This window comes from Candidatus Sericytochromatia bacterium, assembly GCA_035285325.1.
Lineage (GTDB): Bacteria > Cyanobacteriota > Sericytochromatia > S15B-MN24 > JAQBPE01 > JAYKJB01.
This window is the reverse complement of the sequence record JAYKJB010000040.1, coordinates 1-25,806: the sequence shown is the minus strand read 5'-3', so window position 1 is coordinate 25,806 and position 25,806 is coordinate 1. Positions and strand designations below refer to the sequence as shown.

Here is a 25,806-nt window from a genome sequence, read left to right as displayed (position 1 = left end):
CCTTCACCCGGCAGAACGTGACGCTGGGGGTGGCGGGCGTGACGCTGGCCATCACGCCGAAGATCAATCCAGATGGCTTCATCTCGATGAAGGTGGACCCCTCCATCTCGTTCATTCGCGAGACGGTCCGTGGCGCCACCAATGCGGAGATCCTGGCCACCCTGAAGAGTCAGCGCAAGCTCACCACACCCGAGGTGCGCGTGCGTGGGGGCGAGACCTTGGTCATTGGCGGCTTGAATCAGGAACGCACGACCGAGACGGTTGACAAGATGCCCCTGCTCGGCGACCTGCCCTGGATTGGCAGCGCTTTCCGGCGCACCTCGCTGGAGCGCTCTACCACCGAACTGGTGGTGATGATCACCCCGCACGTGGTGCCTGAGCGCGACGGCGCGCCTCCGTCCCCCGTCCCTGCCTCCAAAGCCGTGGGCTCGGCGCCTGGGAGCATCCCCCCGGCGCTCTGAGGTCAGGGCACTGGGCTGGCGCTGGGTGTGGCGACCGGCGTGGCCGCTGGACTCGCGGTCGGCCCCGCGGAACCCGGGGGCGACGGCACGCCTGATGCGGGGGTGAGGGGACTCAGCGGCGGCAGAATGCCACCACCGGTCACCGTTCCAGGGCCCGGGACCGGACTTGTGCCCGCCCGCGCCTCGGCTTCGATGTTCATTCCGGTCACGAACAACACCGGCACCTTGCGACTGACGGTCAATTCCGCCTGAGCAGCCGGGACCAGGGGATCCAGGTCTTTGGCCGAGAGATCGACCGTGATCGTGCCACGCAGGCCGAACGTGCCGGGCTCGGACGCCTTGAGCTTGATGATCGCAGCCGCGGCGTGCGTGATCGGGATTCGAGGGAGGGCATGCGGGTTGGTGCGCATCCCTGCCTGCACGTCGACCACCTGTTCTGCCGGGGAATCGACGCCCTCCAGTTGCCATTTCACGCGCATCTCGCGCAGGAAGAACATGGGCTGTCGGGTCATTCGCACGCTGCCCGCGGAGGTCCCCCCTGTGCTGGCCGGTTCGCTGGTCATGGCCGCTTCCGGGAACTCCAAGGTCCCGGCGGTGCCGACCACCATGACCGGGTCGGCATAGGCATAGACGTGACAGACGGAGTTATTGACACCGGGGATGTCCCGCGCATAGAGGCCAGGGGTGCGAAAACCCCGCACCGAGGTGGCAAAGGCCTCCACATCGGCCATGGTGGCCGGCTGTCCGACCCATTCTGTGCGAACGAAGGCATCCACGTCTCGAAACTGAAGTTTCGGCAAGCCGCCACTCTGGACGTTGGCGAGCCAGGGGCGGCAGGCGACCAGGGACAGTCCTGCGATGGCCAGCAACAGCGTCGGTCGGAGCGGGGGCAGCGAATGGAGCATCGAGGGCTACCTGGCGAACAAGAGGAAACGGCGCGGTGATACCGATTCATACCCGCGGCCCGCCGTTTAGAATCACCCTTGAAGGGGTACGGGCAGGAAGAGGACCCTTAGGAGTCAGCCCTGTGCGCGTATACGAAGCGGTTTTCAAGGACGTTCACAACCGCTTCGTCAAGGAACGCCTGACCGCGCGCGATGTCAAGGAAGCCCGCACCCAGTTGCGGGAGCGCGGCCAGTTGCCGCTCCAACTGAACGAGGTCTCTCGGCTGACGCTGTGGGTCGAGCGCATGCGCTCGGCGATCGAGCGGGCTGGCCCGTCCCCGGAGGAAAAGGCCCGCCGCAAGGCCCAGGCGGCCAAGAAGCGCACGGAACAGGAAGAGTTCCGCCAGCGCCTCGGCAGCCTGCAGTATTTTGCTTACGAGGCCATCAACGATGACACCCGTGAGGAGGTCGTTGGCACCATCCGCGCTCACGGGCTCAAGGAAGCGCGCCAGATGCTGCGCGAGCAGCGCCTGCTGCCGAAGAGCCTGAAAAAGGACTGGTTTGGGCAGTTCAAGGCCTCCAAGGACGGCGGGCCACAGGTCAAGAAGCAACAGACCTATGAGACTTCGGACGCGGACCGGCTGATCCAGAAGATCTTTCCGCCCAGCGTATCGCAGAAGGATCTGACCCTGATGGCCCAGCAACTGGCGGCCATCACCCAGGCTGGTCTGCCGATCGTTCAGGCCCTGCATCTCCTGCGCGACACCGTCCAGAACAAGTATCTGCAAAAGATCATCACGGAAATGTCGGACCAGATCGCCCAGGGCGTTTCCTTCGGGGAGTGCATCAAGGCCTATCGGGACGTGTTTCCCTCGCTCTTCATCGAACTGGTCGATATGGGGGAAACGACGGGCAACCTGGACGAGAATATGGCGCGCCTGGCCGATTACATGGCCAAGCAGCTGGAACTGCAGCAGAAGGTCAAGGGGGCCATGACCTATCCCTTGATCGTGCTGGGCATTCTGGTGCTGATCGTGGTCGGGTTGATGATCTTCATCGTGCCGACCTTCATGAAGCTGTTCGCCGAGTTCAAGGTCGAACTGCCGCTGGCGACCCAGATGTTGCTGGCCATGAGCTGGTTCGTCACGAACCGCTGGTACACCATCTTTCTGCTGCCCGTCTTTGTTTGGCTGGGCAAGTTGATCGTGCGGACGGCCCTGTTCAAGTACGTCTGGGACAAGATCGAGTTCAAGATCCCGATCTTCGGGCCGTTGAATTACAAGGTGACGCTGACGCATATGTTGAACAACATGGCCATCTCGCTGCGCTCCGGCCTGACCGTGATCCGGGCGCTTGATTCGCTAGAAGAGAACGTGCGCAACCACATGCTCAAGGACAAGGTCACGGAAATCACCGAGAACGTCAAAATGGGCGCGCGTCTGGGGGCCGTCGTCCTGGCGGCTGACATCTTTCCCCCGCTGGTCAATCGCCTGATCGCGGTGGGCGATGAAACCGGTGCCATGGACGACATGTTGTTTCGGGCGTCGAACTACATGGACAACGAGGTGGAGCAATCCGTGAAGGCCCTGACCTCGGCGATCGAGCCGATGATGACGCTGTTTCTGGGGGGCACCGTCATGTTCATCGTGGGCGCCCTGTACTTCCCGCTGATGGGCATCATGGGAGGAGCCAAGCATTGACCCGTTCAAAAACGCCCCTCGGCACCGCCGGTGCGCGCGCCGGCATCTCGCTCGTGGAGGTGTCCCTGGCCATCGTGGTGGGACTGATCGTCGCCTCAGCGAGCGTCTACACCTATCAGCAGGTCCGCGCGAGCGCGCGCCTGAAGGAAGCCCAGATGATCGTCGGCACGGTCCAGTCGAACATCGCCGTCGACAAGTTCCGCCTGGGGCAAGCGCCACCGCTCGCGGCCACGCCCTCCCCCTACGCTTCGGTGTTCGGGGTGTCGCTGAATGTCACCTCCGCTGGGGGGAACTATCACCCGCAAGGTGGCGTCAACACCCTGCCGGCTGACCCTGTGAGCGGTTACTCCACCGTCTTGGCCTTCGACTCACAGGCGTCTCCCGTTCCCCTGGTGGCGGGGGCGCCGACGCCGCAATGGGACAATCCCGTGTTTCTGTCGCCGGGGCCTTCACCCGGCTACGGGAACGGGGGTTGGCTTTACGACCAGACGCAAGGAGCCTTTCGTTTGAATTACTCCAACCAGCAGTATCCGGCGGAGCGGCCCGCTCGATGGTAGGCGTCGGCCTGCGCGCCCGGAATGGTGGTCTGAAGCAGCGCACTGGCAGTGTCCTCTTGACCGCGTTGGTGATCGTGAGTGGCCTGGCGGCCGTGGCAGCCAGCCTGCACCTCATGTTCAAGGGCGAACTCGACCAGAATGTCGAACTGCAACGCATCTCGCTGGCCAAGCTACAAACCCTGTATCTGGCCGAAATGGGGGTGAACCACGTGATGTTTGGCGCCAACCGAGCGGCCAACGTGGCGGCCGCCAATCCTTTCATGCCCTTGGGCGCGGTCGCATCCAGTTCGATCTCGGTCGACTTCACCCAGCACGTGGCCCTGACCCGCGGGGTGGCAGGGGCACAATCCAGTTGTCTGGTCACGCGCACGGGTACCCACGATTTTCGCGTGGACGCCTCGCTGTCGTTGCCGGGCGTAGGCAACTTCACCCGGCGGGTTGATTTCTCGGCGGCTTATGATGCCGGCGGGGTCGGCCAGCCGGCGGCCTGGGAACTTTCGGCGTACAAGGTGTACTGAATGGCACAGGTGGCGCGGCGCCGGCTGCGGGCGCGGAAGGGTTTCACCCTGATCGAGATCACCTTGGCGGTGCTGGTGGTGGCAGGCGGCTTGATGGCCGTGGCGACCTACTTTCGTAATGCCGTCTCCTTGATTGATCCCAAGGGGAACACCGGCGGGGTGCGTCGCTACCTCATGGCGGAACAGATTTTGCGGGCCGAGGCCGAAGGTTTGCGGGTGCTGCAGGACGTGCCCGCGGACGCCGGAGCTTGCCGCCTGGTGGCGCCTCCTGATGATTCGGGCTTCGTGTTGGGGGTCACCCAGCGGCGCGAGACGCCCACCGAGGCCAATGCCGAATTGCTGTATATGGACCTGAGCGTGACCCACCAGAGCCAGACGGTGGCCACGCTGACCATTTCCACCCTGCGCAGAAAGCCGGCTTCGCTTGATGAAAAAATCGGCCTCTGACCTGGCCCGTCCGGGTTTCACCCTGATCGAAGCGGCCCTGGCGGCCGTGCTGGGCAGCAGCATCCTGCTCACCACGTTCTACGCCTTTCGGGAAGGCCAGACCACGGTGCAGATGATCTACCAGGAACTGCTGGTGCAGGACCTGGCGCGCGACATGCAGCAACGCCTCGATGGAGAGTTTCCCGGTCGCCTGTCCGGCGCCACGCCGACATTGGCCATGGACCTGGTCTCCGCGGATGGCAGCGCCGTCGATTTCGGCGTCGGGGGGCTGCACCTGCAGTGGCGGGATGGCCAGGACATTCAGTCCACCACCGGGGGGGCACTCTCGCTGAATGACGGCGTGGCGACGGCGCCTGTGATCGGGGTAGGCGCCCGGGGCATGCTCGACTGGACCAGTTTTGGCTACCAGTCGGTGGCCGGCTCGCACGAACGGGGCGGACTCGAGCGCTGGCTCACCATCTTCATAGATCCGCGAGTGCAGGAGAAACTGCTGCGCATCTGGACCCGCCTGGCCCGCGATACGGGGCTGCCACTCTATGTGCAGGGCGTCTATGCGCCTCGCGTGTTGAACTGGTCGGCCTTGTCGACCATCACGCCGGACTTGGGGGGGGGAGATGATGATGGCGATGGGGTGACCAACGCGAACGACACGTATCCGTGGGATCCGGAACGGAGCACCAACGGTGTCGGCAATTTCTTGCCGCTGACGATCAGCGAGAGTACGGTGGCGCTGGCGACCGTCGGACAGACCATGAACGCCTTCGAGGGCACCGGCTCCGGTAATTTCGGCTGGGTCTCCTGGAACGGGGAGGCCAGTGCCAACGCACTGGCCGGGATGCTCACCAATCCGGCTGCCTATCCCTACAACAACCCCGACAATCCAAGCGATCACAGCCTCGAATTGCTCGATTGGGTGCGAGGCAACACGGGTATCTCGAATTCGGCCAACGTGCGCAACGCACTCGATACCTTCATCGGTAGGGAGTCGGTGGTGCTGGTCTGGAATACCTTTCGGGAGCCGGGCTCCAACCGGGACTACCGTATCTCGGGTTTTGCCCGCGTCACGTTGACGGGCTACGATCTGTCGGGCAAGTCCATCTCGGCTACCTACCTGGGCCCGTGCGATCGCGACGGGAACCTATTGCCCTCCATCGCCGACGGCCGCACGCCCGCGCCGACCACCGCCCCTTCCACGGCGGTGGTCAGCAACCCGACGCCAGCGCCCACCGCGACGCCCACGCCGGCGCCTTCAGCCTCAGCGTCCGCCAGTGCCTCGCCATCACCAAGCCCAAGTGCCTCCGCTGCCGCAAGTCCTTCACCCAGCGCCAGCCCCACCGCCACCCCGACCCCCACGCCGCCCCCCTCCGATACGGTTTACGCCGTACTGGTCAAGGACTCGCTGTTTGCGGGGCAAAGTTCCGGTTATGAGACCGGCGAACTGACCTCCAGCGACTCAAACTGGCGCTGGGCGTGCTGGAATACCGGCGTGGCTGAAGCGGATTGGACGGCGCGTCTGACGCATCCGGGCAATTCGTCCACTTACATCAACCCCTTGAATGCGGGGGATAGCCATCTGGATGTCGGCGACAAGGTGACCAAGCATGACAACCTGGATAACTGGGCCGCCACCGTCGGCGTCGCCATTCAAGATGTCATCACCAACGACCGCACGGTCATCGTCGTGCTGTACAGCAGCATCGACGCCAGCAGCCGAGCAACCATCACCGGCTTCGCCAACGTCAAGTTGCGCGCATATCGCATCAATGGCACGGACCGCTTGCAATTCCGCTACCTGGGAACTTGCCGCTCGGATGGTTCCGCCCTCTGAGCTTGTGGGTGACCGGGCCCTCGAGCCGACCGGTTCAAGGGTGCATGCTTCACTGCTGGCTTTGCTCGCCTGACCTATGCTGGGGTCCGGGGGCAGCCGTCGCGGGTGTCCTTGGGAGGAACAGAGGGCCTTGACCGTTCGCGAACACGTGGGGCTTTTGATCACGCCGCAGGCCATCGAAGCGGCCCACTGTGTGCTGGGCGACGACGGTCAGATTCGTTTCGACTTTCATCATCACCTGACCCTCGAAACCTCGCTGGTCGATGAAGAGGGCGAGGTTGCCGATTCCCAGGCGCTGGGCGAGGCGCTGGCGACCTTCTGGGCGGCCAACGACATCCGCTGCCGCCACGTGGTGGTGGGGCTGTACGGCCGGGGGGCGATCGCCCGCCTCGTCTCATTGCCGCGCATTCCTGCCAACCAGCTCCAGCAGGTGGTGCTTTCGGAGGCCGAGCAGTACTCGGTCTTCCGGGAGGAGGAGCCCCTTGTCGACTATTTCACGGTCGATACCGACACCGATACCTCGACGGTGTTTTACGCGGCCACCTCCAAACGGCTCCTCGATGCCTATGCCAAGGCGCTCAAGGTCGCCAAGCTGAGCCCCCTGGGCTTTGACCTGGTGCACTTCGCTGGCCTGCGTCAGCTGGTGAATGCCCGCACGACGACCACCGAACACTGGGATGGCGTCGCGGTGATGGCCCTGCGCCTGGTCATCACCAGCTGGCAGGGCAAGAACCTCCAGAACTGGCGCGAGGTGGCCCTGCAGCGCCACGAAGCTCAGACGGACGAGCAGGGCTATCAGCAGATCGAAACCGAGGTCACGCGCACCTTGCTCGAGGAAGCCGGCACGGAGCGTGAACTGCTGGTCGCAGGCGCCAGCCTGGCCGAATCGGCCCGCCTCAGTGATTATTTCCGAAGTCACACGGACACCCCGCTGGCCGCGGTGGGCCTGGAGCATTGGGCCAAGCGCGTGCCGCCGAGCGCGCTGGAGCACATCAGCCCGGCTTGCCTCGGTCTGGCCCTGTGGGGCTACGAGACGGCCATTCCCAGTCTGGACCTGTCCCGCAGCGAGCGATTCGGCGGGGCCCTGGGGGAACGTCTGAGCGTCTGGTGGGCCGGCCTGAATGTCGACCGCAGTGTCGGGGTGGCCGCCCTGCTGGCCACGTTGGGCCTGCTCACGGGGGCGGGCGGCGTGGCCTACATGGCCTACGGGGTGGTGGGGGCGGAAAACCAGCGGCTCGAGGCCGAAATCACGGGCTTGACGGCCGATACCACGGTGCTGAATGCCAGGCTGACGGCCCTCAAGCTGGAGACGGACACCAACAAGGCCATCCTTGACCTGATCGGCGAGCAGGCGGCCCCCAATCTCGCGGTCAACTTGCTCGCCGAGACCTCTGACATCGTGCCGGCAGATGCCTATCTGAGTCGCTTGTCTGCCGATACGCCCACCACGGTGCTGCTGGAAGGGGCTGCGACCTCTCAGGGCTCAGGCTTGCTGCTGGCGCACAAGCTGGCGGAGTTGCGGGAGGTCAGCCGTGTCAGCCTGCTGGAGGTACTGCGTAGCGAAGCGGGCCTGTTCTCCTTCCGGATCAAGGCCGAGATTCAGCCTGGCTCGCTGCTGCCAACCCCGTCGCAGGCGGGAACCGTTGGAACCACCTCAGGGGCCGCTTCCCCACAGGGGGCCTCGTGAGACAATCCGTGATTGCCGGGGTGGCCGTGGCCGCCCTCTTGCTGGGCAGTGGTGGCAGCGGCTGGTTCATGCTGAAGCCTGAGTTGGAACGCAAGGAGCGCCTGACCGCGGAGCGCAACGGCAAGCTAGGCCAGAAAGTCACCCTGCAGGCCGAGGTGGTGGCGCTCGAGGCGCAGCTGAAACAGCAGGCGATCGGGGCACTGGCTTACTTTGACCTGCGCACGGCAGCGGACCGCCGCCGCGCCGTTGAGGCCAAGACGGTCGAGACGCTGGGCAGCCTCAACGAGATTTTTGCCGATCGCCACATCGTGGTGCAGGCGCTCACGCCTTTGGGCGAGAGCGAGGCATTTCAGAAGCCCATTCCCACGCCGGCGCCGTCTTCGGGGCCAGGGGCTTCGCCGACGCCTTCCCCGGGGGCGCCGGTCGCGGCGGAAGTCTCTCCCGCGCCGACCCCCACACCGCCCGTCTCGTTGGTGCACAAGAGTTTCAAGCTGGTGGTGCGAGGCGAGTACGAGGACCTCACCGCAGCCTTGCTGGAGATGCAGGCCCTGCCGCGGGCCATCAGCGTCAATCAGTACGACGTTCGGCTGGTCACCAAACCCGGCGAGGCCCCGGCGGAGTTGGAGGCGGGGCTTTCTCCCTCGCTGTTGGAGCTGGACTTTCAGCTCTCCATCACCTTCCTGTTGCAAGGTCCCTCGCTGCCGGCCATCTCGAGCCGCCCGGCAGGGGGCGCCGCCTGGCTGGCTGCGCTGGACGCCTGGCTGATGCCCGCGGCCGCTGCCGCGGAGGCCAGCGACCCCCCGCCGCTGATCCCTGACCCTGCCTCGCTGCCGCCCCTGCGCCCGCCGATGGGGCGGGATGCCAGCCCGGCGCCGCAGGTGTCGACGGCCCCGGCTGCCACGTCTGCCCTGCCCGTGTCGTCCGGTGCGCCGGGGCCGCGATCGGCCGCCTCACCCGGCGCTCCGGCGCACCCGACGCTCTCCTCTGCCCCGGTGACGCCCGTGGCCTCCGCCTTCGGCGCCGGCCTTCCCAGTCCCGCCGCTACCGCCCCCCTGCTGGCCCGACCGCGTGCTGCCCGCTCGGCTCCCCCTCGACTCACTCAGGAAGTCCGCCCGCGCCCGGTCCGACTGCCACCGCGGCTGGCCGAGGCCCGCCCCCGGCCCCGTCGCTCGGTTCCCCCTGTTCCTGCTGTGGAGGCGCGTCAGGCCAGCCCGCTCGCGGCAGCAAGTCCAACCCCAGCGAGCCCGCATCCTGCTTCCGCGGGTGCTCATGCTCCGGCGGCAGCGCGGCCGGTCGCGAGCCCCGTGCCTGCAGGCGCCCCCTCTCCCCGCTCCCCGTTGACGGGCGTGGTGGCTCAGCCCGCCGCCAGCGCAACGGCACCGCTGGCCCAACCGGTTGAGCCCACCCTGCAACGAGCGCTCAGCAGCTCCTATGCCTTTCCGATCGAGCGCCTGCACGTGACGGGTCGGCGCAATCCGTTTCTACCCCTGCGCGCGTTCCCGACGGCCGCCAAGCCCGCCGGCCCGCCAGGGCTGCCCACCGTACCCCCACCACCGCTGCCGCCGGGCGCTCCTGGGGTTCCCAAGGCGCCGGAAGGGTACCTTCTGAGTGGGGTCATGCTGGCGGAGAGCCGGGCCCTGGCCGTGATTCAGGTGGGGGGAGAGAGCCACACGGTGGGTATAAATGGGGTGCTGCCAGGCGGCGCCAGGGTGGTGGCGATCGGGGCTGACCACGCCGTGATCCTCGAGGATGGTCGGCGCACCACCCTCAAGTTGCCTCGCTGAGGGGCTGCAATTCCCGGGTTGTATCAGACTGCAGGCGTGCCTCAGTCGTGCGTGAAGGCCAGGCATGGGGCAAACCACGGAGTCCGCACCCCCAGAACAGATTGGCGATTGGCTCGTCAACCTCAGCATGATCACCCGGCGCCAACTCGCGGCGGCGCTGGATGTTTGCGAACTGAAGGGGTGCAACCTCGAACGGGCACTGGTTGATCAGCGCTTCGTCACGAACGAGGAACTGCAAGGGGCGGGTCGGCTTCAGCAACTGCTCGGGAACGTCTCCAACCTCTCGGAATTTCCGGTCGAGGAGGGGGTCTTGCCTCTCATCCCCGAGCCGGTGGCCAGGCAAAAAGGCGTGCTGCCGCTCATGAAGGTCGGGGAGCGCTTGGCGGTGGCCTACGGCCGAGGAGAATTGGGCGCCCAGCGGGACCACGACGTGAAGTTGTTGGACCAGGTCTCCCATCTGACGGGCCTGATGGTGGTCGGGGTCGCCTTGAAGCGGGAGCTCGTGCTCGAGGCGATCGACCCCCTGTATGGCCGCAACACCGCCAAGGGGCTGCTCGATGCCGCCCTCAAGCTCAGTGGATCGATGGGAGAGACCAAGGTCAAGGAAGCGTCAGCGATCGATCGTCCCAGCGAGGACGGTGATGCGCCGATCATCGACCTGGTCAACCAGATTCTGTCCCGGGCGATCGACAGCGGCGCCTCGGACCTGCACCTTGAACCGTTCGAACAGAAGCTGGAGGCGCGCCTGCGCATCGACGGGGTGCTACACACCGTCATGGTGTTGCCCAAGCAGGTTGAATCCGCCGTCATCAGCCGGGTCAAGATTCTCTCGGATATGAATATCGCCGAGCGTCGCAGGCCGCAAGACGGCCGTTTTTCCGTGCGCCATCAGGGCGGCAAGATCGATTTCCGGGTGGCGGTGATTGCCTGTCACTGGGGTGAGAAGGTGGTCATGCGCTTGTTGCGTCCCAAGACCATCTCGCTGGGGCTCGAGGCGCTCGGCTTCACCCCGGAGGACCTGGAGCGCCTGAACCCTTACATCAACGCCCCCAACGGCATCATGCTCGTGACAGGCCCGACGGGCAGCGGTAAGACCTCCACCCTGTATGCCTCGCTCGCGGCCATGGACAAGGACCATGACTCGATCGTCACGATCGAAGACCCGGTGGAATTTCCGGTCGAGGGCATCACCCAGATCCAGGCCAACGCCAAGATCGGCCTGACCTTCGCGGCGGCGCTGCGGACGATTCTACGCCTCGACCCGGACACCATCATGCTGGGTGAGATTCGCGACAAGGAAACCGGCGAAATCGCAATCGAGGCCGCCTTGACCGGTCACATGGTGCTGTCGACCCTGCACACCAATTCCACCGTCGAGACGGTCGGGCGCCTGATCGACATGGGCATTCCCCCGTACATGGTCTCTGCCACGCTGCTATGCATCGTGGCGCAACGCCTGGTGCGCAAGATTTGCAAGGGATGCTACCAGGAGTACGAGGCCGACGAGGAAGAAAAGGCCTTCCTCGGCTGCGATCCGCACGAACCGCTTGTCATCGCCAAGGGGGCTGGCTGCGACATCTGCAACGGCACGGGCTTCAAGGGCCAGCTGGGCGTGTTCGAGATTCTGGAAGTTACCCGCCGCATCAAGGAACTGATCAACCAGGAGGCCTCGTCCATCGCCATTCTGGATGCGGCCTGCCAGGGCGGCATGCTCACGTTGCTTCAAGACGGCAAGCGCAAGGTGTTGAAACGTCAAACGGCGGTGGATGAGGTGATTCGCGTACTCGGCAAGGGGCTGAAGGACGAATAGCGCCTCTCAGGGCTGGCCTTGCAGGCTTCACGGCGGCGCTCGCAGGCGCCCGGCATCGTTCGCGTCAGCGGAACAGGCGGGCGACCCGCGAGAAGAAGCCGGCCGTCGATTCGGGGGCTGCCTGATCTCCCTCCGGGTCGATTAGCAGGCTGGCCAGCAAGTTGATCCGTCGCGTGGTCGGACCATAGGGAAACGCGTGGTAGAACGGCTGCTGCTGGAGCACGGAGCGGCTCACCATGGGATCCTTTTCAATGTAGGTCAGGAACGAGACATCAATGTTCAGGAAGCGATCCACGATCATGATCAGCTTCTGGGCGACCGCTCGGGCCTCTTGCTCGGATTCCGCCATGTTGATGATCAGGCGCACCTGGGCCAGCGGGTTGTGCTGGTCGATCGATTTGATCAGACCGTAGGCATCGGTGATGGCGGTGGGCTCTGGGGTGGTCACCAGCAGGACTTCGTGAGCGGCGAGCACAAAATTGAGCACGCCTCGGCTGATGCCGGCGCCGGTATCCACCAGAATGAAATCGGCGCGATCCTCCAGGCCTGCCATGTCGCGAATGAACGACTCGAGCTGGTCCTGACTGAGGTCGGCCAGTTCGTGAATGCCGGATCCTCCCGGCACGATGTGGAGGTGATCGTTGACCGGGAGCAGGATCTCATCCAATTTCTTCCGGCCGCCGATCACATCCGCCAGATTGGCCTTGGGTGAGACGCCCAAAATCACGTCCACATTGGCCATCCCGAGGTCGGCATCGAAGAGCAAGGTTCGCTTCTCGCGACGGGCCAGGGCCAGAGCCAGGTTGACGGTGATGTTGGTCTTGCCCACGCCCCCCTTGCCACTTGTCACCACGATCACGCGGGCCGGCGAGGTGGAGGGCAAGAGCGGTACCGCACTCATCGTCACGGCCGAGATGGTCGGTTTCAGGCCACCTTCCGGTCCAGGTTTTCCGACTGCCTCCACGCCCCCATCCGGCGTGGTCGCTGCAGCTGCCGGATTCTGACGCATCAATTCGCGCAGGCGTTTTGCTTGATCAGCCATACCGCTAACCCTTGAGCTGCTGGACAAGCATCCGTGCGAGCGCCGCGCCTTCGGCCACCAGGATGTCATCGGGAACGCTTTGTCCGGTGGTGACGTAGGAGACCGGGAGTCCCGTCTCGTGCGCAATCGAGATCACGCCACCAATAATGTCCGTCTCGTCGGTCTTGGAGAAGATCAGGCGGTCGACACCCGTCGAGGCAAAATGCTTCACGATCTGCTTGAGGTCAGCCAAACGGGTCGTGGCGGACAGCACCAGATGTGCCTCCACTTGCGGATCGACATCCAGAAAGCTTCTCAACTCATTGATGTGCAGACGGTTGTACGGGCTGCGGCCAGCGGTGTCGATCAGGATCAACCCCTTGTCCTGGTGATTGCGGAGCGCCTCTTTGAGGCTCTGGGGCGTCAGCACCACTTCCACGGGGAGTCCGATGATGTCCCCGTAGGTCTTCAGTTGCTCAATGGCGGCGACACGGTAGGTGTCGATGGTGAGCAGCGCCATTTCTGCTTGCCGCGAGAGGGCGAAGTTGGCAGCCAGCTTGGCGATGGTGGTGGTCTTGCCCACACCGGTCGGCCCCACCAGCGAGACGATCTTGCGCTGCCCCGGGATCAGGGTGATCGGGCCACTGCACTGGATCAGGCCTCCCAGCGGCACCTCCAGCGCGTCACACAGTTCCTCGTAGGTTTTCAGGTGGGGCTGTTCTTTTTGCAGGTAGACCACCAGTCCCCGGGCGATCGAGGCATCCACGTCCAAAGTGAGCAGCTTGTCGTACACCTTCTGCATCAGGGTCGGGAACTGCGCCACCGAGCGAGGCGCCATTTCCAGCTTGCCGGCGAGCGTGGCCATCATGGCTTTCAGGTCCGTGACGGTGGCTTTCAGGTCCGATACCTCGTCGGCCAGCTTGGTCGACTCCGGCATCATGATCACCTGAGGACTGAGCGTCGGCGGTCGCTCTTCGACCACGAGGCTCTGGGCAGGCTCCGGTTCTGCCACGGCGACGGCGGACGTCAGGCGGCGCGTCGATTCGTGAGGGTCGAACTCCAGGACCGGTACCGCCTCCACCTGGGGGATTCGTTCCATGGCGGGGGCCCGTTCCAGGGCGGGCGGTCGTTCGGCCATTTGCGTGCGCTCTACCGCGACGGGGCGCGTGGGCGCCTGGCGCGGCTCGGGTGGCGGGGCGGCATAGGCCGGCTCCGGGGCGATCGGGCGCGCGGGCGCCTGGCGCGGCTCAGGGGGAGGGGCGCTGTAGGCGGGTTCCGGGGCAAGGGCACGCGGGGGACGGGGAGGTGGCGAAGGGGCTGCAAATGGCCCGAGGTCCAGTTCCGGCGCCTCAGTTTCCTGTCTCCAGGACGATTCATTCAAGGGACTTTTGCTGGGGAGCCCCCAGTCCCGCGAGGGGGGGCCCTCATCGCTCTTGCCCTTGTCCTTGTCCTTGGCCTCACCGGGATCCGCGGCCAGGACCTCGACCACCTCCTGGGCAAAGAAGCCCAGCACGCCACCCTTTTTCAGCTTTCGGCTATGCAGGATGACCGCATTGGGGCCCAGGTCCACCTTGATTTTCAAGATGGCTTCCTGGATGGTGGGCGCGGTATATTGCCGGATTTTCAAGGGCGTCCTCCCCGGACACGGGAAGTCTCGTCAGGAGCAGAGACCATCAGGCGAGCTGTAAATGAGCTTTGCAGGCTGATTTGGGAGAAATCGGTAAACATAAGTATACCCTTCGCTTGAGTCCCCACGGTGTACAAACGTCACACCTGATACAAAAGTTAACACCCGCCCAAACGAAGGGGCGGGTGCAAGGGGGGAACGGTTGAGACCTGAACCCTCAGGGGGCGTTTTTGCGCTGTTTCAAGACACTCTTGAGCAGGTCGGAGGCAGCATCCAGCGAGGCTGGGTTCTGGGTGGCCTTGATGTTTTCCGCCTTGATCGCCTGATAAATTTCCTGACGGTACACTTTGACGTCTGAAGGTGCCACGATACCAATCTTGGCCGTGTCTCCTTTGGTTTCGAGCAGGATGATCTCGATGTCGTCCCCGATCATCACGCTCTGGTTGATTTTACGACTCAATACGAGCACGGGATTATCCTGAGTGGCGCAGCCGATTGGGGCGGGGTATGCACCATTCTACTATACCGGCACGACGGCTTCCGACGGGCTGGCGTCGGGAATCAGCCGATGGCGCGCCGACAGGCTGCTGTCGGACAGGACGACCTGCTTGCCGAGGCGCTTCTCGGCGTTCATGACCAGCGGCCCCAGCAGGTTGATGGTCATCTGTGAGGGGTCGTCCGGAATCACCACCACACAAGCCAGCACGGGGGTTTCTTCCTCGTCGAGTTGCAACAGGCCCCGGTCATCCGGATGGATGAAAGGGTCGTAGTCCGGGAAGAAAAGGGTGGGTTCGACCACCAGCACCGCCACGTTGGGGTCTTCCACACACTGGAGCCAGCGCATAGGGGCCGTCTGATCGCTGTCCACGATGATGTAGCGCGAATATCGCTCGAAACCCAACAGCCCGAGCGGGAAGTGAATCACCGCGTCCGATGACACCTCGAGGGGACCGAATCGCCTCGTTTCGACAAGCATGGGGGGCCAACTCCTTATGAACGACACGCTCCTCACCGCAGGAAGTCCACCAGGGAGGTGGGAAGGGTCCTGCCGCTGAGGGACAAGGCGGTGCGCAGGGCCACATCGTACTGATTGAATTTGACCGAGGCGGCTGTGATATCGGTGGCCTGGAGGTCATCGATGCGGGCTTCGAGGGTTTGCTTGCGGTCACTCAGGCGACTGGTCATCTCATCCAGACGCTCCAGCCGTGACGACACGGAACCCCGTGAGCTGATGGAACGAGCCAGGGCATCTTTCACCGCCTTCACCGCCAGTTGAGGAACGGTCATGGTCAGGCTCGTCGAACCCGGCGGAAGCGCATCGCTCTTCCCATCTTGGAGGAATTTCACGAAGCCATCGATCGCATCGAAGATATCGGTGCGCGGGGGAGGGGGAGAGGTGGGACCGGACGATGGCGGGGACACCACCCCGAAGAGTTCATTGCCCACAACGTTCAGTGGTATTTTCTGGCCTCGGCCCATCTCCAGCAAAATGCTGGAGTTCTCCTGACTTCCCAGCGTCAGATCGCCGGCCGGGTAGGGCGGTTCACCACTGGTGCGCAGACCATTGAACAGGTAGCGCCCTTGGGCGTCCCGCGTGTTGGCCACCTGGCGGATCGACTCGCGGAGTTGTGACAGTTCAGAGGCCAGTTGCTTGCGCGTGTCCTGGGTCAGGGCGCCGCTGGAGGCCTGCACGACCCGGTCCTGAACGGCCAGCAAGATCTCCTGGTAATTGCCCAGCGCCGCGTCGGTGTCGCGCAAAAAGGTGCGACCCGCCTCGATGTTCTCCAGGTAAACGCCCACCTCGGAGAGTTCTCGCGTCGAGGCCTGGACCAGGGCACTGGCACGCGGATCGTCTGAACCTCGATGCAGGCGCTTGCCTGTGGAAATATCCCGTTGCACGTTGGCCAGGTTGGTGCGGTTCTGATTGATGTCGCGCAGCGTGCGCTCAAAAATCATGTTGTTGCTGATGCGCATGAAGCCAGTCTCCTGCCTTAACGGCCGATGCTCAGGAGCGTGTCGAGCATCTCATCGATGGTCGTGAGCATCCGCGCGGACGCGGCGTATGCTTTTTGATATCGGATCACATTCGCCATTTCTTCATCCGTGGACACGGCAGAAATCGCTTCCCGTCGCTCCTTGACCGACCCGATCAGGCTTTCCTGCGTCTTCATCGTGCGGGTCACGCTCTGGGTCGTCACAGAAATCGTCATCACCGTGGCTTGCCAGTATTCTTCAAAAGACTGGGTGGCTTTCGGTACGGCTTCTGGGGGCGCTCCGGGCGGCGGGTCGACCACCGTCAACACCTTCGCGAAGCGACGCGCCGAGATCTGCTGGGCCATATCGTTGTTGCTGGAGCCACTGCCCGCATCGCCTGGTGGCTGGGCCGCAGCGCCGATGGCCAGATAGCCGTAATTGAATTTCACACCGTCAAAGGAGTCCAGCAGGTCCGTGTTGAGTGTGATGTCGGCGGCTCCTCGCGTGCCCGTGAAAAAGTCCTTGCCGGTACTGCCCTCCAGCCCGAAACCGCCTTGGTGAAGGACGTTGGTATCGGTGATCAGCTTGTTGGCGAGTTCGTCCAGGCGATTGAGCAGGCCGGCTGGTTTGCCTGTATCGGGGGTGATCCGCGCCAGGGTCTCATTGCGCAGTTCAAGCAGGGCCTTGAGCGAGCCGCCCTCTACGGGGGCAGCCAGCTTGGTGCCGGCGAAGAAGATGGTGGCCGTGTCCTTGGTGGGATCAATCGTCGTCTGATCCAGCGGATAGTGGCTGGCCCCCGCGACCAGGCGCTGATTGCCGAGATAGACGTTGATGGCCCCACTGGAGGCGATCGGGACCACCTGCACCTTGACCAGCTTGGTGAGCTGGTCGATCAGCAAGTCTCGCTGGTCCTGCAGGTCGTTGGGGGACTGCCCCTGAACCAGCGTGGCCACGATCTGACGGTTCAGCTCCGCGACCTGTGACGCTTTGGTGTTGATGTCCGTGACCATGCTGTTGGCCCGATCGTTCAAGTCCGAGCGCATGTTTTCGACGTCTTCGCTCAGCTGGTTGAACGTTTGGGTCAGTTTCAGCGCCGACTCGCGCAACGCCAGGCGAAAGCTGGTGTTTTCGGGGTTGGTGGTGAGGCGCTGCCAGCTTTCAAAATAGACATTGAATTGCTGGGAGAGCGAGCCCTCACCTGGTTCACCCAGCAGGTCTTCGAGTTTGCCGAGCGACTCGGCCCGCACCTCCATTTCGCCGAGGGTCGCCTGCTCCTGACGAAATTGGCGGTCGAGCAGTTCGTCTCTCACTCGGCGGATGCCGTCCAGCTTGACCCCGGTTCCCAGGTTGCCTACCGACGCGATCGACAGAGACACGGCCGTGGACACATCACCGCGCTGCCTGGAAAACCCCTCGGTTTCTGCATTGGCGATGTTGTGGCTGGCCACGTCGATGGCCCGCTGGGCCGTGAGCAGACCGGAAACCGAAGCGTAGAGGCCCACGTTCATCGAGGCGTTCCTCCAGGAATAAGGTGCAGCGGGGCCTGCGCGCCAGCGGCCAGGCCGTCCAGGGTGCTAGGCAGTGCGATTGACCATCCAACTGCTCACCGGTTGGGCGTCGAAGCCCACGGGGGAGCGTCCGGCCGTCTCCTGGGCCGCGCTGACTTCAGCCACGGCTTGGATGGTGGCCTCGATCCGGGAGGCCGCGCGACGCACCATCACGTTGGGGGTCACCTGCAGATCCTTCAAGCGACGGCCAGCAGCATCCAGTTCTTGCCAGCGGTGACGCAATTGGCGACGAGCCGCTTCCGGCAGCCGTTCAAGCAGCCTGGACAGCGGCGCCAAGGCGGGCAATCCCACCTCCTCGGCCAGTTCGGCATGGAGCCGGGAGCGTTCGAGGTTCAGCGCCTCCAACTGGGCCATGTGAGCGTATTCCCGCGCATTTAGCGCCTCGAGCTCCTCCAGACGGTTGCGTTGGAGCAGCTCGACCTTGCGCGGGTGCCAGTTCTTCAGGGCAATCAGCCCTGCGGTCAGCTGGCCCAGCACTCGGTCGAGCTGGTCGTAACGCGAACTCACCGGGCTGTCCTAAACGAGCTTGTCGCTGGCGCGTTGCAGGAGGCTTGCAGCGATCTCTCTGCCAGAGACCTGATAAGTCCCTGACTCGATCTGCGCTTTCAGCGCTGCCACACGATCGGCACGCACGTCGGGCAGCCCAGCCAACGCCTGCAGCGCTTTGCCAATCTCCTGCCCTTTGGGGGACATGGAGACGGCATCGGATGCCGGCGGTGTTGCTGGACCCGGCCCCGCGCTTCCTTTGGTGGCCTTGGGACCTTTGATCCCTTGGGCCTGAAGGATTTGCTGGGCCTGCTCGTTGGAGATACGCATCAGGATCACCTCGTTTTCTGCGCCTGGGGCTTTGTCCTGGCGAAGTCCGCTTCGGACAAAAACCACCTCCACTTCTTTCTATCGGACACTGGTGTTGAAACTTGAACCTCGACGCCAATTTCTTCCATTTCGGTGATCACGATCCCCGCCAAGGCTTTCGCCACGACGCCTCGCGCAGGGCGTCAGCCGAGGCTTGGAGCTCCTCGCCCAGCATTTGGGCGCAACTCCGGCAGGCCATTCCACCGCTGATCGCCACGCCACAGCGTCGGCAGCGCGGCAGGTCCTCAGGCTGGAGCAATTCCAACAGGGAAACGCGCCCCTCGCGAACCAGTCGCAATACGACGGTCTCTGCGACCCCCGTCGCGCTTGCCACCCGCTGCAGCGAGTCGCCAGGATGCTGTTGCAGCCACGCGATCACAGATTGATAGGCCCGCTCATCGCCTTCGAGGCAGGCCGGGCAGATCTTGGCGTCGGTCAGCCGACGAAACGCCCGCTGACAGCGGGTGCAGTTGGAAAGGCTCATGCGGGCCCACCGAAGGCGTTGGAACGCCACCAGTTTAGGCTACAACCCTCTCCACGTCACGCTGCTTCCGTGACGCCCGCTATCAGAGGCGAGTGGCGAGTTGGCGGTAGATGGCGTCGGCCAAGCCGATGCCGCCTGCCGCCGTCATCGACTTGGCGCGCTCGTCGTTGAGCATTTCTCGCCAGGTCTTCTGGGCACTGCCGCCGCCGAGCAGGCCATCTCCCTGCCCCTGGCTCATCTGCTTGAACACCATGCCGAGCATGACCGACTCGAAGTCCCTGGCCGCCTCGTAAAGCTTTTTCTGCTCGGGGGTTTGCGGGGTGCCGCCACCGCGGCTGGCCCGCAGGGGCTGGCCTTCGCTGCGTGTGGCGGTGGTGTGGGTGGATTCGATCACGAGGAATGTCCCTTTCGCCCTCGGGGGGCTCGGGCCGCCGGCGCCTCCCGCGTGGTGGGCGGGGGGGCCGGGCCTGCCTCAGGCGGCACTCAGAGGGAGGGCCTCAACGACGCAGGTTGTTGGCCATGCCCAGCATTTCGTCTGAGGTCTGGACCGATTTGGAATTGGCTTCATAGGCGCGTTGGGCCACGATCAGGTTGATCATTTCCTCCACCACCTTGACGTTCGACATTTCGATGAAACCTTGCTGGATCGTGCCCATGCCCTCGGTGTTCGGGTTGGCCACCACCGCATCCCCGGAGGCGGGCGTCGGCGTGTAGAGATTATGGCCGATCGCATTCAGGCCACCTGGATTGATGAAACGGGCCAGCGTGACCTGGCCGACGGTGGTGATGTTGGTGCCCACCTGAACCGTCAACGCGCCTTCGGAGGTGATGGACGGATTCGAAGCGCCCGGCGGCACCGTGATCTGGGGGACCAGCAGCAAGCCTTCGCTTGTGACGATCTGCCCGTTGCCGTCCACCTTGAAGGAGCCGTCGCGGGTGTAGGCCAGCTGTCCGTCTGGTCGCTGCACCTGGAAGAAGCCTTCGCCCTCGATGACCCAGTCGAACGGATTCTCGGTCTGTTGAAAGTCGCCCTGCGAGTAGATGCGGGCCGTGGCTGAGTTCAGCACACCCATGCCGACCTGGGTGCCGACGGGCATCTGGGTGCCGGATTGCATGGGGGTCCCGGCCTGCCGGATGGTGCGGTACATCAGGTCCTTGAATTCGGCCCGCACCTTCTTGTAGCCCAGCGTGTTGGCATTGGCCAGGTTGTTCGACGTGACGTCGATGTTGGTTTGTTGGGCCCGCATGCCAGTGGCCGCGGTCCAGAGGGCTCCCATCATGGGCGACTCGGTCCTTTCGCGTGGCGCCGCTTCGATCCGTCAGCGGCATCGCGGCCCCGGGCCTCTAGAGGCGCCGTCCGGCCGGGTAGGGATGGTCCAATTCATTCAATCGGCAAGCAGGCAGGCCGACTTGAGGTCAGTGGTCAGAATCAACCCCGAGCCACGTCGTTGACGGCCTTGCCGAGGCTTTCGTCCTGGGCCTGCAGGGCGCGTTGGTTGGCTTCGTAGTGCCTCAGGGCGGTGATCATCTCGACCATTTCCTGGACCGAGTTCACGTTGGCCATTTCGAGCATGCCCTGGTGAACTTCGGCGGTCATCGGCGTCGGGGCGCCCGCGCCGCGGAAGCGGAAGGAGGTATCTCCTACCTTTTCAAGGTCGGCATCGGGGTTGTCGAAGCGCACGATGTCGAGGCGGTCGACCGGATTGCCGTTGATTGTGATCACGCCATCCTGGGTCACGTTGAAGGCCTGGGTCGAGTCCACCGCGATCGGGCCGCTCTGGCCTTGCACCAGGTTGCCTTGCTTGTCGGTGAGCTGCCCCTGGCCGTTGCGCGAGAAATCGCCGGCGCGGGTGTAGAGCTTTTCGCCGCGTTCGTTCATGACGGTGAAAAACCCTTCACCGTTGATGGCCAGGTCGAGGGGGTCGCCCGTGTCGCGCAGATTACCGGCGTCGAAGCGTTTCACGATCCGATCGACCAGCACGCCCAGACCCATGTCTCCTATGGGCACCCGCCGGGTCGGCGCAAGGGGGTCGCCCGAAATGGGGTCGTTCGTCCGTCGGATGGCCATCTTCTCGCGCGCTTGCAGGACGGCCAGATCACGCTTGAAGCCCGTCGTGTTCATGTTGGCCAGGTTGTTGGCGATGACATCTTGCCGGATCTGCTCCACCTGCATGCCGGCGGAGGCGGTGTAGAGTCCACGAATCATGACTGCTCCTCACTGAATTGCCCGTACAGCTTCATCACGCGGTCGACGTAGTGGCGGGTTTCCCGGAAGGGGGGAACGCCACCATAACGAGCCACGTTTCCGGGACCGGCATTGTAGGCTGCCAAGCCCTGTTCGAGTCCGAATTTTTCCGTCAGGTCCGCCAGGTAGCGGGTGCCCCCCTCCAGGTTCTGCTTGGGGTCATAGGCGTCTGCCACCCCCAGGGAGCGAGCTGTTCCCGGCATCAGTTGCATCAGTCCCATGGCGCCAGCCTGACTGGTGGCGCGGGGATTGCCACCACTTTCGGCTGCAACCACGGCCCGTACCAGGGCCGGATCCACGCCGTGACGCTGGGCCGCAGCCTGGATGTCGGCGGCATAGGCGCTCGTGCCACCGCTTGCCGGCGTGGCCGACAATGGCGCAGCCGCCGCACCGCCCGGACCAGGGGGGGAAGAGGCAGGGGCACTCGCGGGCCCGAGGCTGACCCTGTCGGGCGTTGGGTGCCGATCGCCCGGTGCCACCCCGTGCCGACTTTCCGCGCGCCGGATCGCGTCGGTGAAGGCTTCCGGCGGCTGGGTCTTGAACTGGAGCCGCTGCTCGATCGCGTCGATACGCCCTTCGATCCGTCGGATCGCCTCCAGGGCTCCCCCGATTCCCATGCCCATGGCCAGACCTCTCGTGCTGGGCTCACCCTGGCGTCCCGCCCTGCGCGGCGCAAGGAACCCTGTTCGGCATCATCGTCCATCCCGGCCGGCGTTGCCGTGACCGCGATCAGACATAACCCTGATCCCATCGGTCATGCCCACAACGTGCTTGAGCCTTCCGCTCCCGCGCTCACTCGCGAGGCTTCTTGTCTCCGATCAGGCGGTTCAGCATTTCCCGACGACGAATGGCCGAGGCGTCCGAGGCGGCTGTGCGCCCCGGGGCAGCACCGCTTGGCGGCGATTCAGCGGCGCTCGGCGCCGACGGAGTCGGGTGAGGGGCCGTGGGCGCGGGGGTCGGGGGCTCCGACGAAACGCCGGGAGCACCGCCACGCAGCGCCGTCATCTGCATCATCAGTTCCCGCATCTGGCCCTTGAGCTGGTCCATCTCATTGGCCTGCATGTGGGTGTCGGCCAGGCGATCGCGGTACTGGTTGCGGTCCCGGCGCATGTCGTCAATCTGGCGCCGCAACTCCACCAGCTCCGAGGCTGCCTCCTCCATATCGAGGTTGGCCTTGACCTTGGCTTCCCGCAGGCTGGCCATCTGCAGGCCGGCTTCGCGAAGTTCATCGCCCAGACGCTTGATTTCCAGTTCATATTCGGTTTTTTCGCGGGCGCTGAGACCCGAGGGCTCATCCACCAGTTGCTGAATGCGCGCCTGCAAGGCCTGGTTTTCCACCCCGGCCTGCTCCATCTGCGCCTTGTAGGTCAGCACGCGATCTTCGAGTTCGGCGATCACCTTGGCCTGTGGACCTCCACCGGCCAGCTGACCTTGCAGGGCTTCCACTTCGCCCTGCAGCTTGGTGACCTGATGGCGCAGCTCCTGCTTGTCTTGCTGGACGTGTTCCAGCTCCTGCTCGGCCGACACGGCCCGATCCTCGTGGATGGCCAGCTCGGCCTGCACCGTCTTCAGGTTCTCCGACAGGCCTTGGCGCTCGGCGCTCAGGGTTTCGACCTTCTCGCGCAGTTCATCCAGTTCGTCGATCACCGGGGCCAGGCGGGAGGCCACGCCATCGCGTTCCACCTCGGCCTGGCGTCGGGCCTGCAAGGCGGTTTCCAGCTGGCCCTTGACCTCGGCCAGGTCTTGCTTCAGCGAGTCGACCTCGGCCTGCTTGCGAGCCACGTCGCCCTTCACGCCCTCGGCGGAGAGCAACTGCCCGAGCAGTTCCTGCACCCGATCGTTCAGTTGCTCGTTGTCGAACTTGAGTTTTTCCACCTCGGCCAGGGCCTTCGCGTGGTCTTCCGGGCTGGCCGAGCCCGCGTGTCCCTCCCGCAGCTCGGAGATCTCGTGCCGTAGGGAGGAAACCAACGCTTCCTGCACCGACAGCTTGCTCTGCAACTGCAGCTTTTCCGCGCGCAGATTGGCGAGGGTGTCCTGGGCGTCGAGCAATTGCTGCTGGGCCGTGTTCAGGTCGGCCTCGAGCTGGGTGAGCAGTCCGGCATCCGTGGTCGGCGCGGCGTGTCGCAGTTCGCTGACCGCGCGCTCCAGTTCGGAGATGGTGGCCTTTTGCTCCTCGATCTTGGACTTGTAGAGCTTGTTCTCGTTCTTGAGGTTGTTGTACTTACCTTCGATCGACTTCAGCACGACCTTCAGCTGTTCGGCCGTGATGGTGCTCTGGGGGTCCTCGCTGGACTTGCCCAGAAGCTTGCTGAATTGAGACCCCAGGCCCTCAAACACCGCTGATCTCCTCGAGCCAGGCGGGCGGCTCGGTGTCAGCGTCCGCGTCGTCCTCGTCGGACGTCGCTTCGGCCTTCACCTGCACCGTGAGCACCCGCTGAAGCCGTTCGATTTCGCGCTGGTGCGCTTCGATCCGGTCCAGCAGTTCTGCACGGTCCTCGCGGCTTTCCTCGAGACGCTCGAGGAGGCGCGCGTTGTCGTCACGCAGGCTGGCGTACTTGTCTTCGATGGATTTCAACACGATGGCGAGCTGGTCCGCTGTGATCGCGCCCATAGGATCTTCGTCCTTGGGGCCGAACAGCGAGGCTGTCAGCGCCTTCAGGAAATCCCACACCGGTTCATCCCCCTTCGCGCAGGGGTGTGGCGATGGCGTATTCGAAGAATCCCTTGACGTTGTAGTAACGAGGGTCCTGGGCCAGTTGCAGGTCGCGGAAATAAGGGTACTTGGTGAGCAGCGGGTACAGGATGCGCCCGAAACCGCCCACCAGCAGCATGCGGTGCACGCGCAGGTCCCGCCAGCTTTGCTTCACGGTCAGCGCGATCTGCTGGGCCATGATTTCCTTGAGGCTTTCCACCAGGTGCTCCGGGATGGCCAGGGTGTCGCCCTGGTTGTCCTTGTACACCCCGGTGATCAGGCTTTCCTGAACCGCCATCGGGTTGATGCGCGGCACCATCAGCTCGCTGAGGTACGAGGCCACCTCTTCGTAGAGCCGGTAGCCGGCCACGGCGGTGGTGTGGCCGCTGTACTTGGTCAGTTCGTTGGGCAGGCGCACCACCACCCAGTCGGTGGTCAGATGGCCCGGGTCCACCACGCCGATGGTTTCTTCCGGATTGTAGTCGAGCTGCCCGGCCAGAATGGCGGCATAAACCGACCCGACCGGCTGCGGGATGGTGTCGATCTGGATGATCTCGAGCGACATCGGTTCGCCGCAGAAAATGAAGTCGTGGCGCCCCAGCCACTCCCGCAGCGAGGCATCGATGTACTCCGGCCGGCGGCTGAGATAGACCGGCAGGCCCAGGCAGATCTTGTAGCGCGGCACGTGGGTTTGTCCCGTCCTGCGGGCCAGCAGCGCCAGCGAGGTCAGCACGAGGGCCTTGTTCAGTTCGCCCTGAAAGATGTTTTCTTCATTGACCGGGAACAGGAAGGGTTGCTCCATGGCGTAGCGGCCGATGGAGTACTCGTGGCCGTCCACCTTGATCCACAGGTTTTGCTCGAGGTTTTCATCGAGCAGCTGGGCGCTGCCTCGCCGGATGGTGGCCACGGGTCCCCCCACCAGGGTCGGGAAGATGAACAGATGCTCCCCGTCGTAGATGCGGGTTTCCGAACGGCCCAGATCCAGACCGACGTTGATCACTTCCGTGCGGTTGCCGCGCGAGGCTCCGGACAGAAACCCGGTTTCGATGCCACTGGGGCGCGGGGCCGATACGCGAGGCGGTTCCGCCGCGACGGCAGGGCGTTCGAGGGTGGGGGCCGGAGCCGGCGGCGCGGGCGGGGCGATCGGAGCGGGCGCCGGCGTGGCCGCCGGGGCCAGGGCTCGCTTGACCATGAAGACCTTGCCGCTCATTTTGGCAGGCAACAGGTAGGTGAGGCGAACCATCTGGGGCGCGTTGTCGGTGGTCATGGATCCTCATCCGGGCGGGGGCACGACGGGTACGTGAATAGTCGGAAATGGCCCCAACAAGAGATCCCCACTATATTATGCAGCCGATGGGGTGTCAAACCGCGGGGCGGCCAGGCGGCGCCCCGGTGTCACTGGGAGGGGTTGGCGATGAAAGATAGCGGCGCGTCGGCCGGACCGTCAAAGCCAGTTCCCTTGACGTAACGGAGCGCGCGTTCGGTGTTGTTGCTATCCGGGCTGAAGGGCATCTGGGTCTTGACCACGACGTTGACTGACGCCGGGAACATGGGCGGCGCCAGCGTCAGCAGGCGTTGGTCGAAGATGAAGCGCTTGTCGAAGGAGTTGTTGCCCACGCCCAGGATGCCGCGCTTCTTCTGGGTGATGCCGCCGAACACCACCA

Annotated in this window: 26 protein-coding genes and 1 pseudogene; 9 read left to right on the top strand and 18 right to left on the bottom strand. The window is 64.3% G+C overall.

Annotated features, from left to right (window positions below; translation table 11 throughout):
* On the top strand, positions 1–461 hold a 461-nt coding region (locus VKP62_05975), incomplete at its 5' end, for a type II and III secretion system protein (GenBank protein ID MEB3196735.1).
* A gap of 2 nt (positions 462–463) precedes the next feature.
* Here VKP62_05975 and VKP62_05970 read toward each other — a convergent pair.
* Positions 464–1,366 carry a hypothetical protein gene (locus tag VKP62_05970; GenBank protein ID MEB3196734.1) on the bottom strand — a complete coding sequence of 301 codons (903 nt, stop codon included), beginning with the start codon at positions 1,364–1,366 and terminating at the stop codon, positions 464–466.
* A gap of 122 nt (positions 1,367–1,488) precedes the next feature.
* Between VKP62_05970 and VKP62_05965 the strand changes: the two genes are divergently transcribed.
* The 8 genes from VKP62_05965 to VKP62_05930 all read left to right on the top strand — a co-directional run bounded on the left by VKP62_05965 (position 1,489) and on the right by VKP62_05930 (position 11,676).
* Positions 1,489–3,045, top strand: coding sequence for a type II secretion system F family protein (locus VKP62_05965; protein MEB3196733.1), 1,557 nt, complete (start codon positions 1,489–1,491; stop codon positions 3,043–3,045).
* Complete coding sequence (locus VKP62_05960) at positions 3,042–3,602, top strand: hypothetical protein (protein ID MEB3196732.1); 561 nt, start codon at positions 3,042–3,044, stop codon at positions 3,600–3,602. Before VKP62_05965 ends, VKP62_05960 begins: the two co-directional genes overlap by 4 nt.
* Positions 3,596–4,120: a hypothetical protein gene (locus tag VKP62_05955; GenBank protein ID MEB3196731.1), complete on the top strand. Its 525-nt coding sequence runs from the start codon at positions 3,596–3,598 to the stop codon at positions 4,118–4,120. Before VKP62_05960 ends, VKP62_05955 begins: the two co-directional genes overlap by 7 nt.
* Positions 4,121–4,567 carry a prepilin-type N-terminal cleavage/methylation domain-containing protein gene (locus tag VKP62_05950; GenBank protein MEB3196730.1) on the top strand — a complete coding sequence of 149 codons (447 nt, stop codon included), beginning with the start codon at positions 4,121–4,123 and terminating at the stop codon, positions 4,565–4,567.
* Positions 4,545–6,395: a hypothetical protein gene (locus VKP62_05945; GenBank protein ID MEB3196729.1), complete on the top strand. Its 1,851-nt coding sequence runs from the start codon at positions 4,545–4,547 to the stop codon at positions 6,393–6,395. Before VKP62_05950 ends, VKP62_05945 begins: the two co-directional genes overlap by 23 nt.
* Positions 6,396–6,525: 130 nt before the next feature.
* A complete protein-coding gene (gene pilM, locus VKP62_05940) occupies positions 6,526–8,082 on the top strand; it encodes a pilus assembly protein PilM (GenBank protein ID MEB3196728.1) in 1,557 nt (518 codons plus the stop codon).
* Positions 8,079–9,866, top strand: coding sequence for a type II secretion system protein N (locus VKP62_05935; protein ID MEB3196727.1), 1,788 nt, complete (start codon positions 8,079–8,081; stop codon positions 9,864–9,866). Before pilM ends, VKP62_05935 begins: the two co-directional genes overlap by 4 nt.
* A 64-nt stretch (positions 9,867–9,930) precedes the next feature.
* Entirely contained in the window at positions 9,931–11,676 is a 1,746-nt protein-coding gene (locus VKP62_05930; GenBank protein MEB3196726.1) for a GspE/PulE family protein, read from the top strand.
* A gap of 64 nt (positions 11,677–11,740) precedes the next feature.
* Here VKP62_05930 and VKP62_05925 read toward each other — a convergent pair whose 3' ends face one another.
* From VKP62_05925 to VKP62_05845, 17 genes and pseudogenes are all read right to left on the bottom strand, one after another.
* A complete protein-coding gene (locus VKP62_05925) occupies positions 11,741–12,718 on the bottom strand; it encodes a MinD/ParA family protein (protein ID MEB3196725.1) in 978 nt (325 codons plus the stop codon).
* A gap of 4 nt (positions 12,719–12,722) precedes the next feature.
* Positions 12,723–14,324, bottom strand: coding sequence for a flagellar biosynthesis protein FlhF (gene flhF, locus VKP62_05920; GenBank protein MEB3196724.1), 1,602 nt, complete (start codon positions 14,322–14,324; stop codon positions 12,723–12,725).
* Between the two features lie 217 nt (positions 14,325–14,541).
* Positions 14,542–14,793 carry a carbon storage regulator CsrA gene (gene csrA, locus VKP62_05915; GenBank protein ID MEB3196723.1) on the bottom strand — a complete coding sequence of 84 codons (252 nt, stop codon included), beginning with the start codon at positions 14,791–14,793 and terminating at the stop codon, positions 14,542–14,544.
* Positions 14,794–14,844: 51 nt separating this feature from the next.
* Positions 14,845–15,300 carry a flagellar assembly protein FliW gene (locus tag VKP62_05910; protein ID MEB3196722.1) on the bottom strand — a complete coding sequence of 152 codons (456 nt, stop codon included), beginning with the start codon at positions 15,298–15,300 and terminating at the stop codon, positions 14,845–14,847.
* A gap of 32 nt (positions 15,301–15,332) precedes the next feature.
* A complete protein-coding gene (flgL, locus tag VKP62_05905) occupies positions 15,333–16,298 on the bottom strand; it encodes a flagellar hook-associated protein FlgL (protein ID MEB3196721.1) in 966 nt (321 codons plus the stop codon).
* Positions 16,299–16,315: 17 nt separating this feature from the next.
* Positions 16,316–17,806 carry a flagellar hook-associated protein FlgK gene (gene flgK / locus VKP62_05900; GenBank protein MEB3196720.1) on the bottom strand — a complete coding sequence of 497 codons (1,491 nt, stop codon included), beginning with the start codon at positions 17,804–17,806 and terminating at the stop codon, positions 16,316–16,318.
* A 66-nt stretch (positions 17,807–17,872) separates the two neighbouring features.
* Positions 17,873–18,373 (bottom strand): flagellar export chaperone FlgN, encoded by a 501-nt coding sequence (gene flgN / locus VKP62_05895; protein ID MEB3196719.1) that lies wholly within the window; start codon positions 18,371–18,373, stop codon positions 17,873–17,875.
* 9 nt (positions 18,374–18,382) lie between these two features.
* A complete protein-coding gene (gene flgM / locus VKP62_05890; GenBank protein ID MEB3196718.1) occupies positions 18,383–18,748 on the bottom strand; it encodes a flagellar biosynthesis anti-sigma factor FlgM in 366 nt (121 codons plus the stop codon).
* Between the two features lie 70 nt (positions 18,749–18,818).
* Complete coding sequence (locus VKP62_05885; protein MEB3196717.1) at positions 18,819–19,205, bottom strand: MerR family transcriptional regulator; 387 nt, start codon at positions 19,203–19,205, stop codon at positions 18,819–18,821.
* 82 nt (positions 19,206–19,287) lie between these two features.
* Positions 19,288–19,599 (bottom strand): rod-binding protein, encoded by a 312-nt coding sequence (locus VKP62_05880; GenBank protein ID MEB3196716.1) that lies wholly within the window; start codon positions 19,597–19,599, stop codon positions 19,288–19,290.
* 103 nt (positions 19,600–19,702) lie between these two features.
* The gene (gene flgG / locus VKP62_05875) at positions 19,703–20,485 is read right to left on the bottom strand and encodes a flagellar basal-body rod protein FlgG (GenBank protein MEB3196715.1); all 783 of its coding nucleotides are present in this window, start codon (positions 20,483–20,485) and stop codon (positions 19,703–19,705) included.
* Positions 20,486–20,634: 149 nt separating this feature from the next.
* Positions 20,635–21,411: a flagellar basal-body rod protein FlgF gene (gene flgF, locus VKP62_05870; GenBank protein MEB3196714.1), complete on the bottom strand. Its 777-nt coding sequence runs from the start codon at positions 21,409–21,411 to the stop codon at positions 20,635–20,637.
* A gap of 32 nt (positions 21,412–21,443) precedes the next feature.
* A pseudogene (locus VKP62_05865) lies at positions 21,444–21,815 on the bottom strand (lytic transglycosylase domain-containing protein).
* Positions 21,816–22,242: 427 nt separating this feature from the next.
* Positions 22,243–23,787 carry a hypothetical protein gene (locus VKP62_05860; GenBank protein ID MEB3196713.1) on the bottom strand — a complete coding sequence of 515 codons (1,545 nt, stop codon included), beginning with the start codon at positions 23,785–23,787 and terminating at the stop codon, positions 22,243–22,245.
* Entirely contained in the window at positions 23,780–24,121 is a 342-nt protein-coding gene (locus VKP62_05855) for a hypothetical protein (GenBank protein ID MEB3196712.1), read from the bottom strand. The genes VKP62_05860 and VKP62_05855 overlap by 8 nt, the downstream gene beginning before the upstream one ends.
* Positions 24,122–24,125: 4 nt before the next feature.
* Positions 24,126–25,409 (bottom strand): ParM/StbA family protein, encoded by a 1,284-nt coding sequence (locus VKP62_05850; protein MEB3196711.1) that lies wholly within the window; start codon positions 25,407–25,409, stop codon positions 24,126–24,128.
* A gap of 128 nt (positions 25,410–25,537) precedes the next feature.
* The coding region (locus tag VKP62_05845) for a hypothetical protein (protein ID MEB3196710.1) at positions 25,538–25,806 on the bottom strand (269 nt) is incomplete at its 5' end.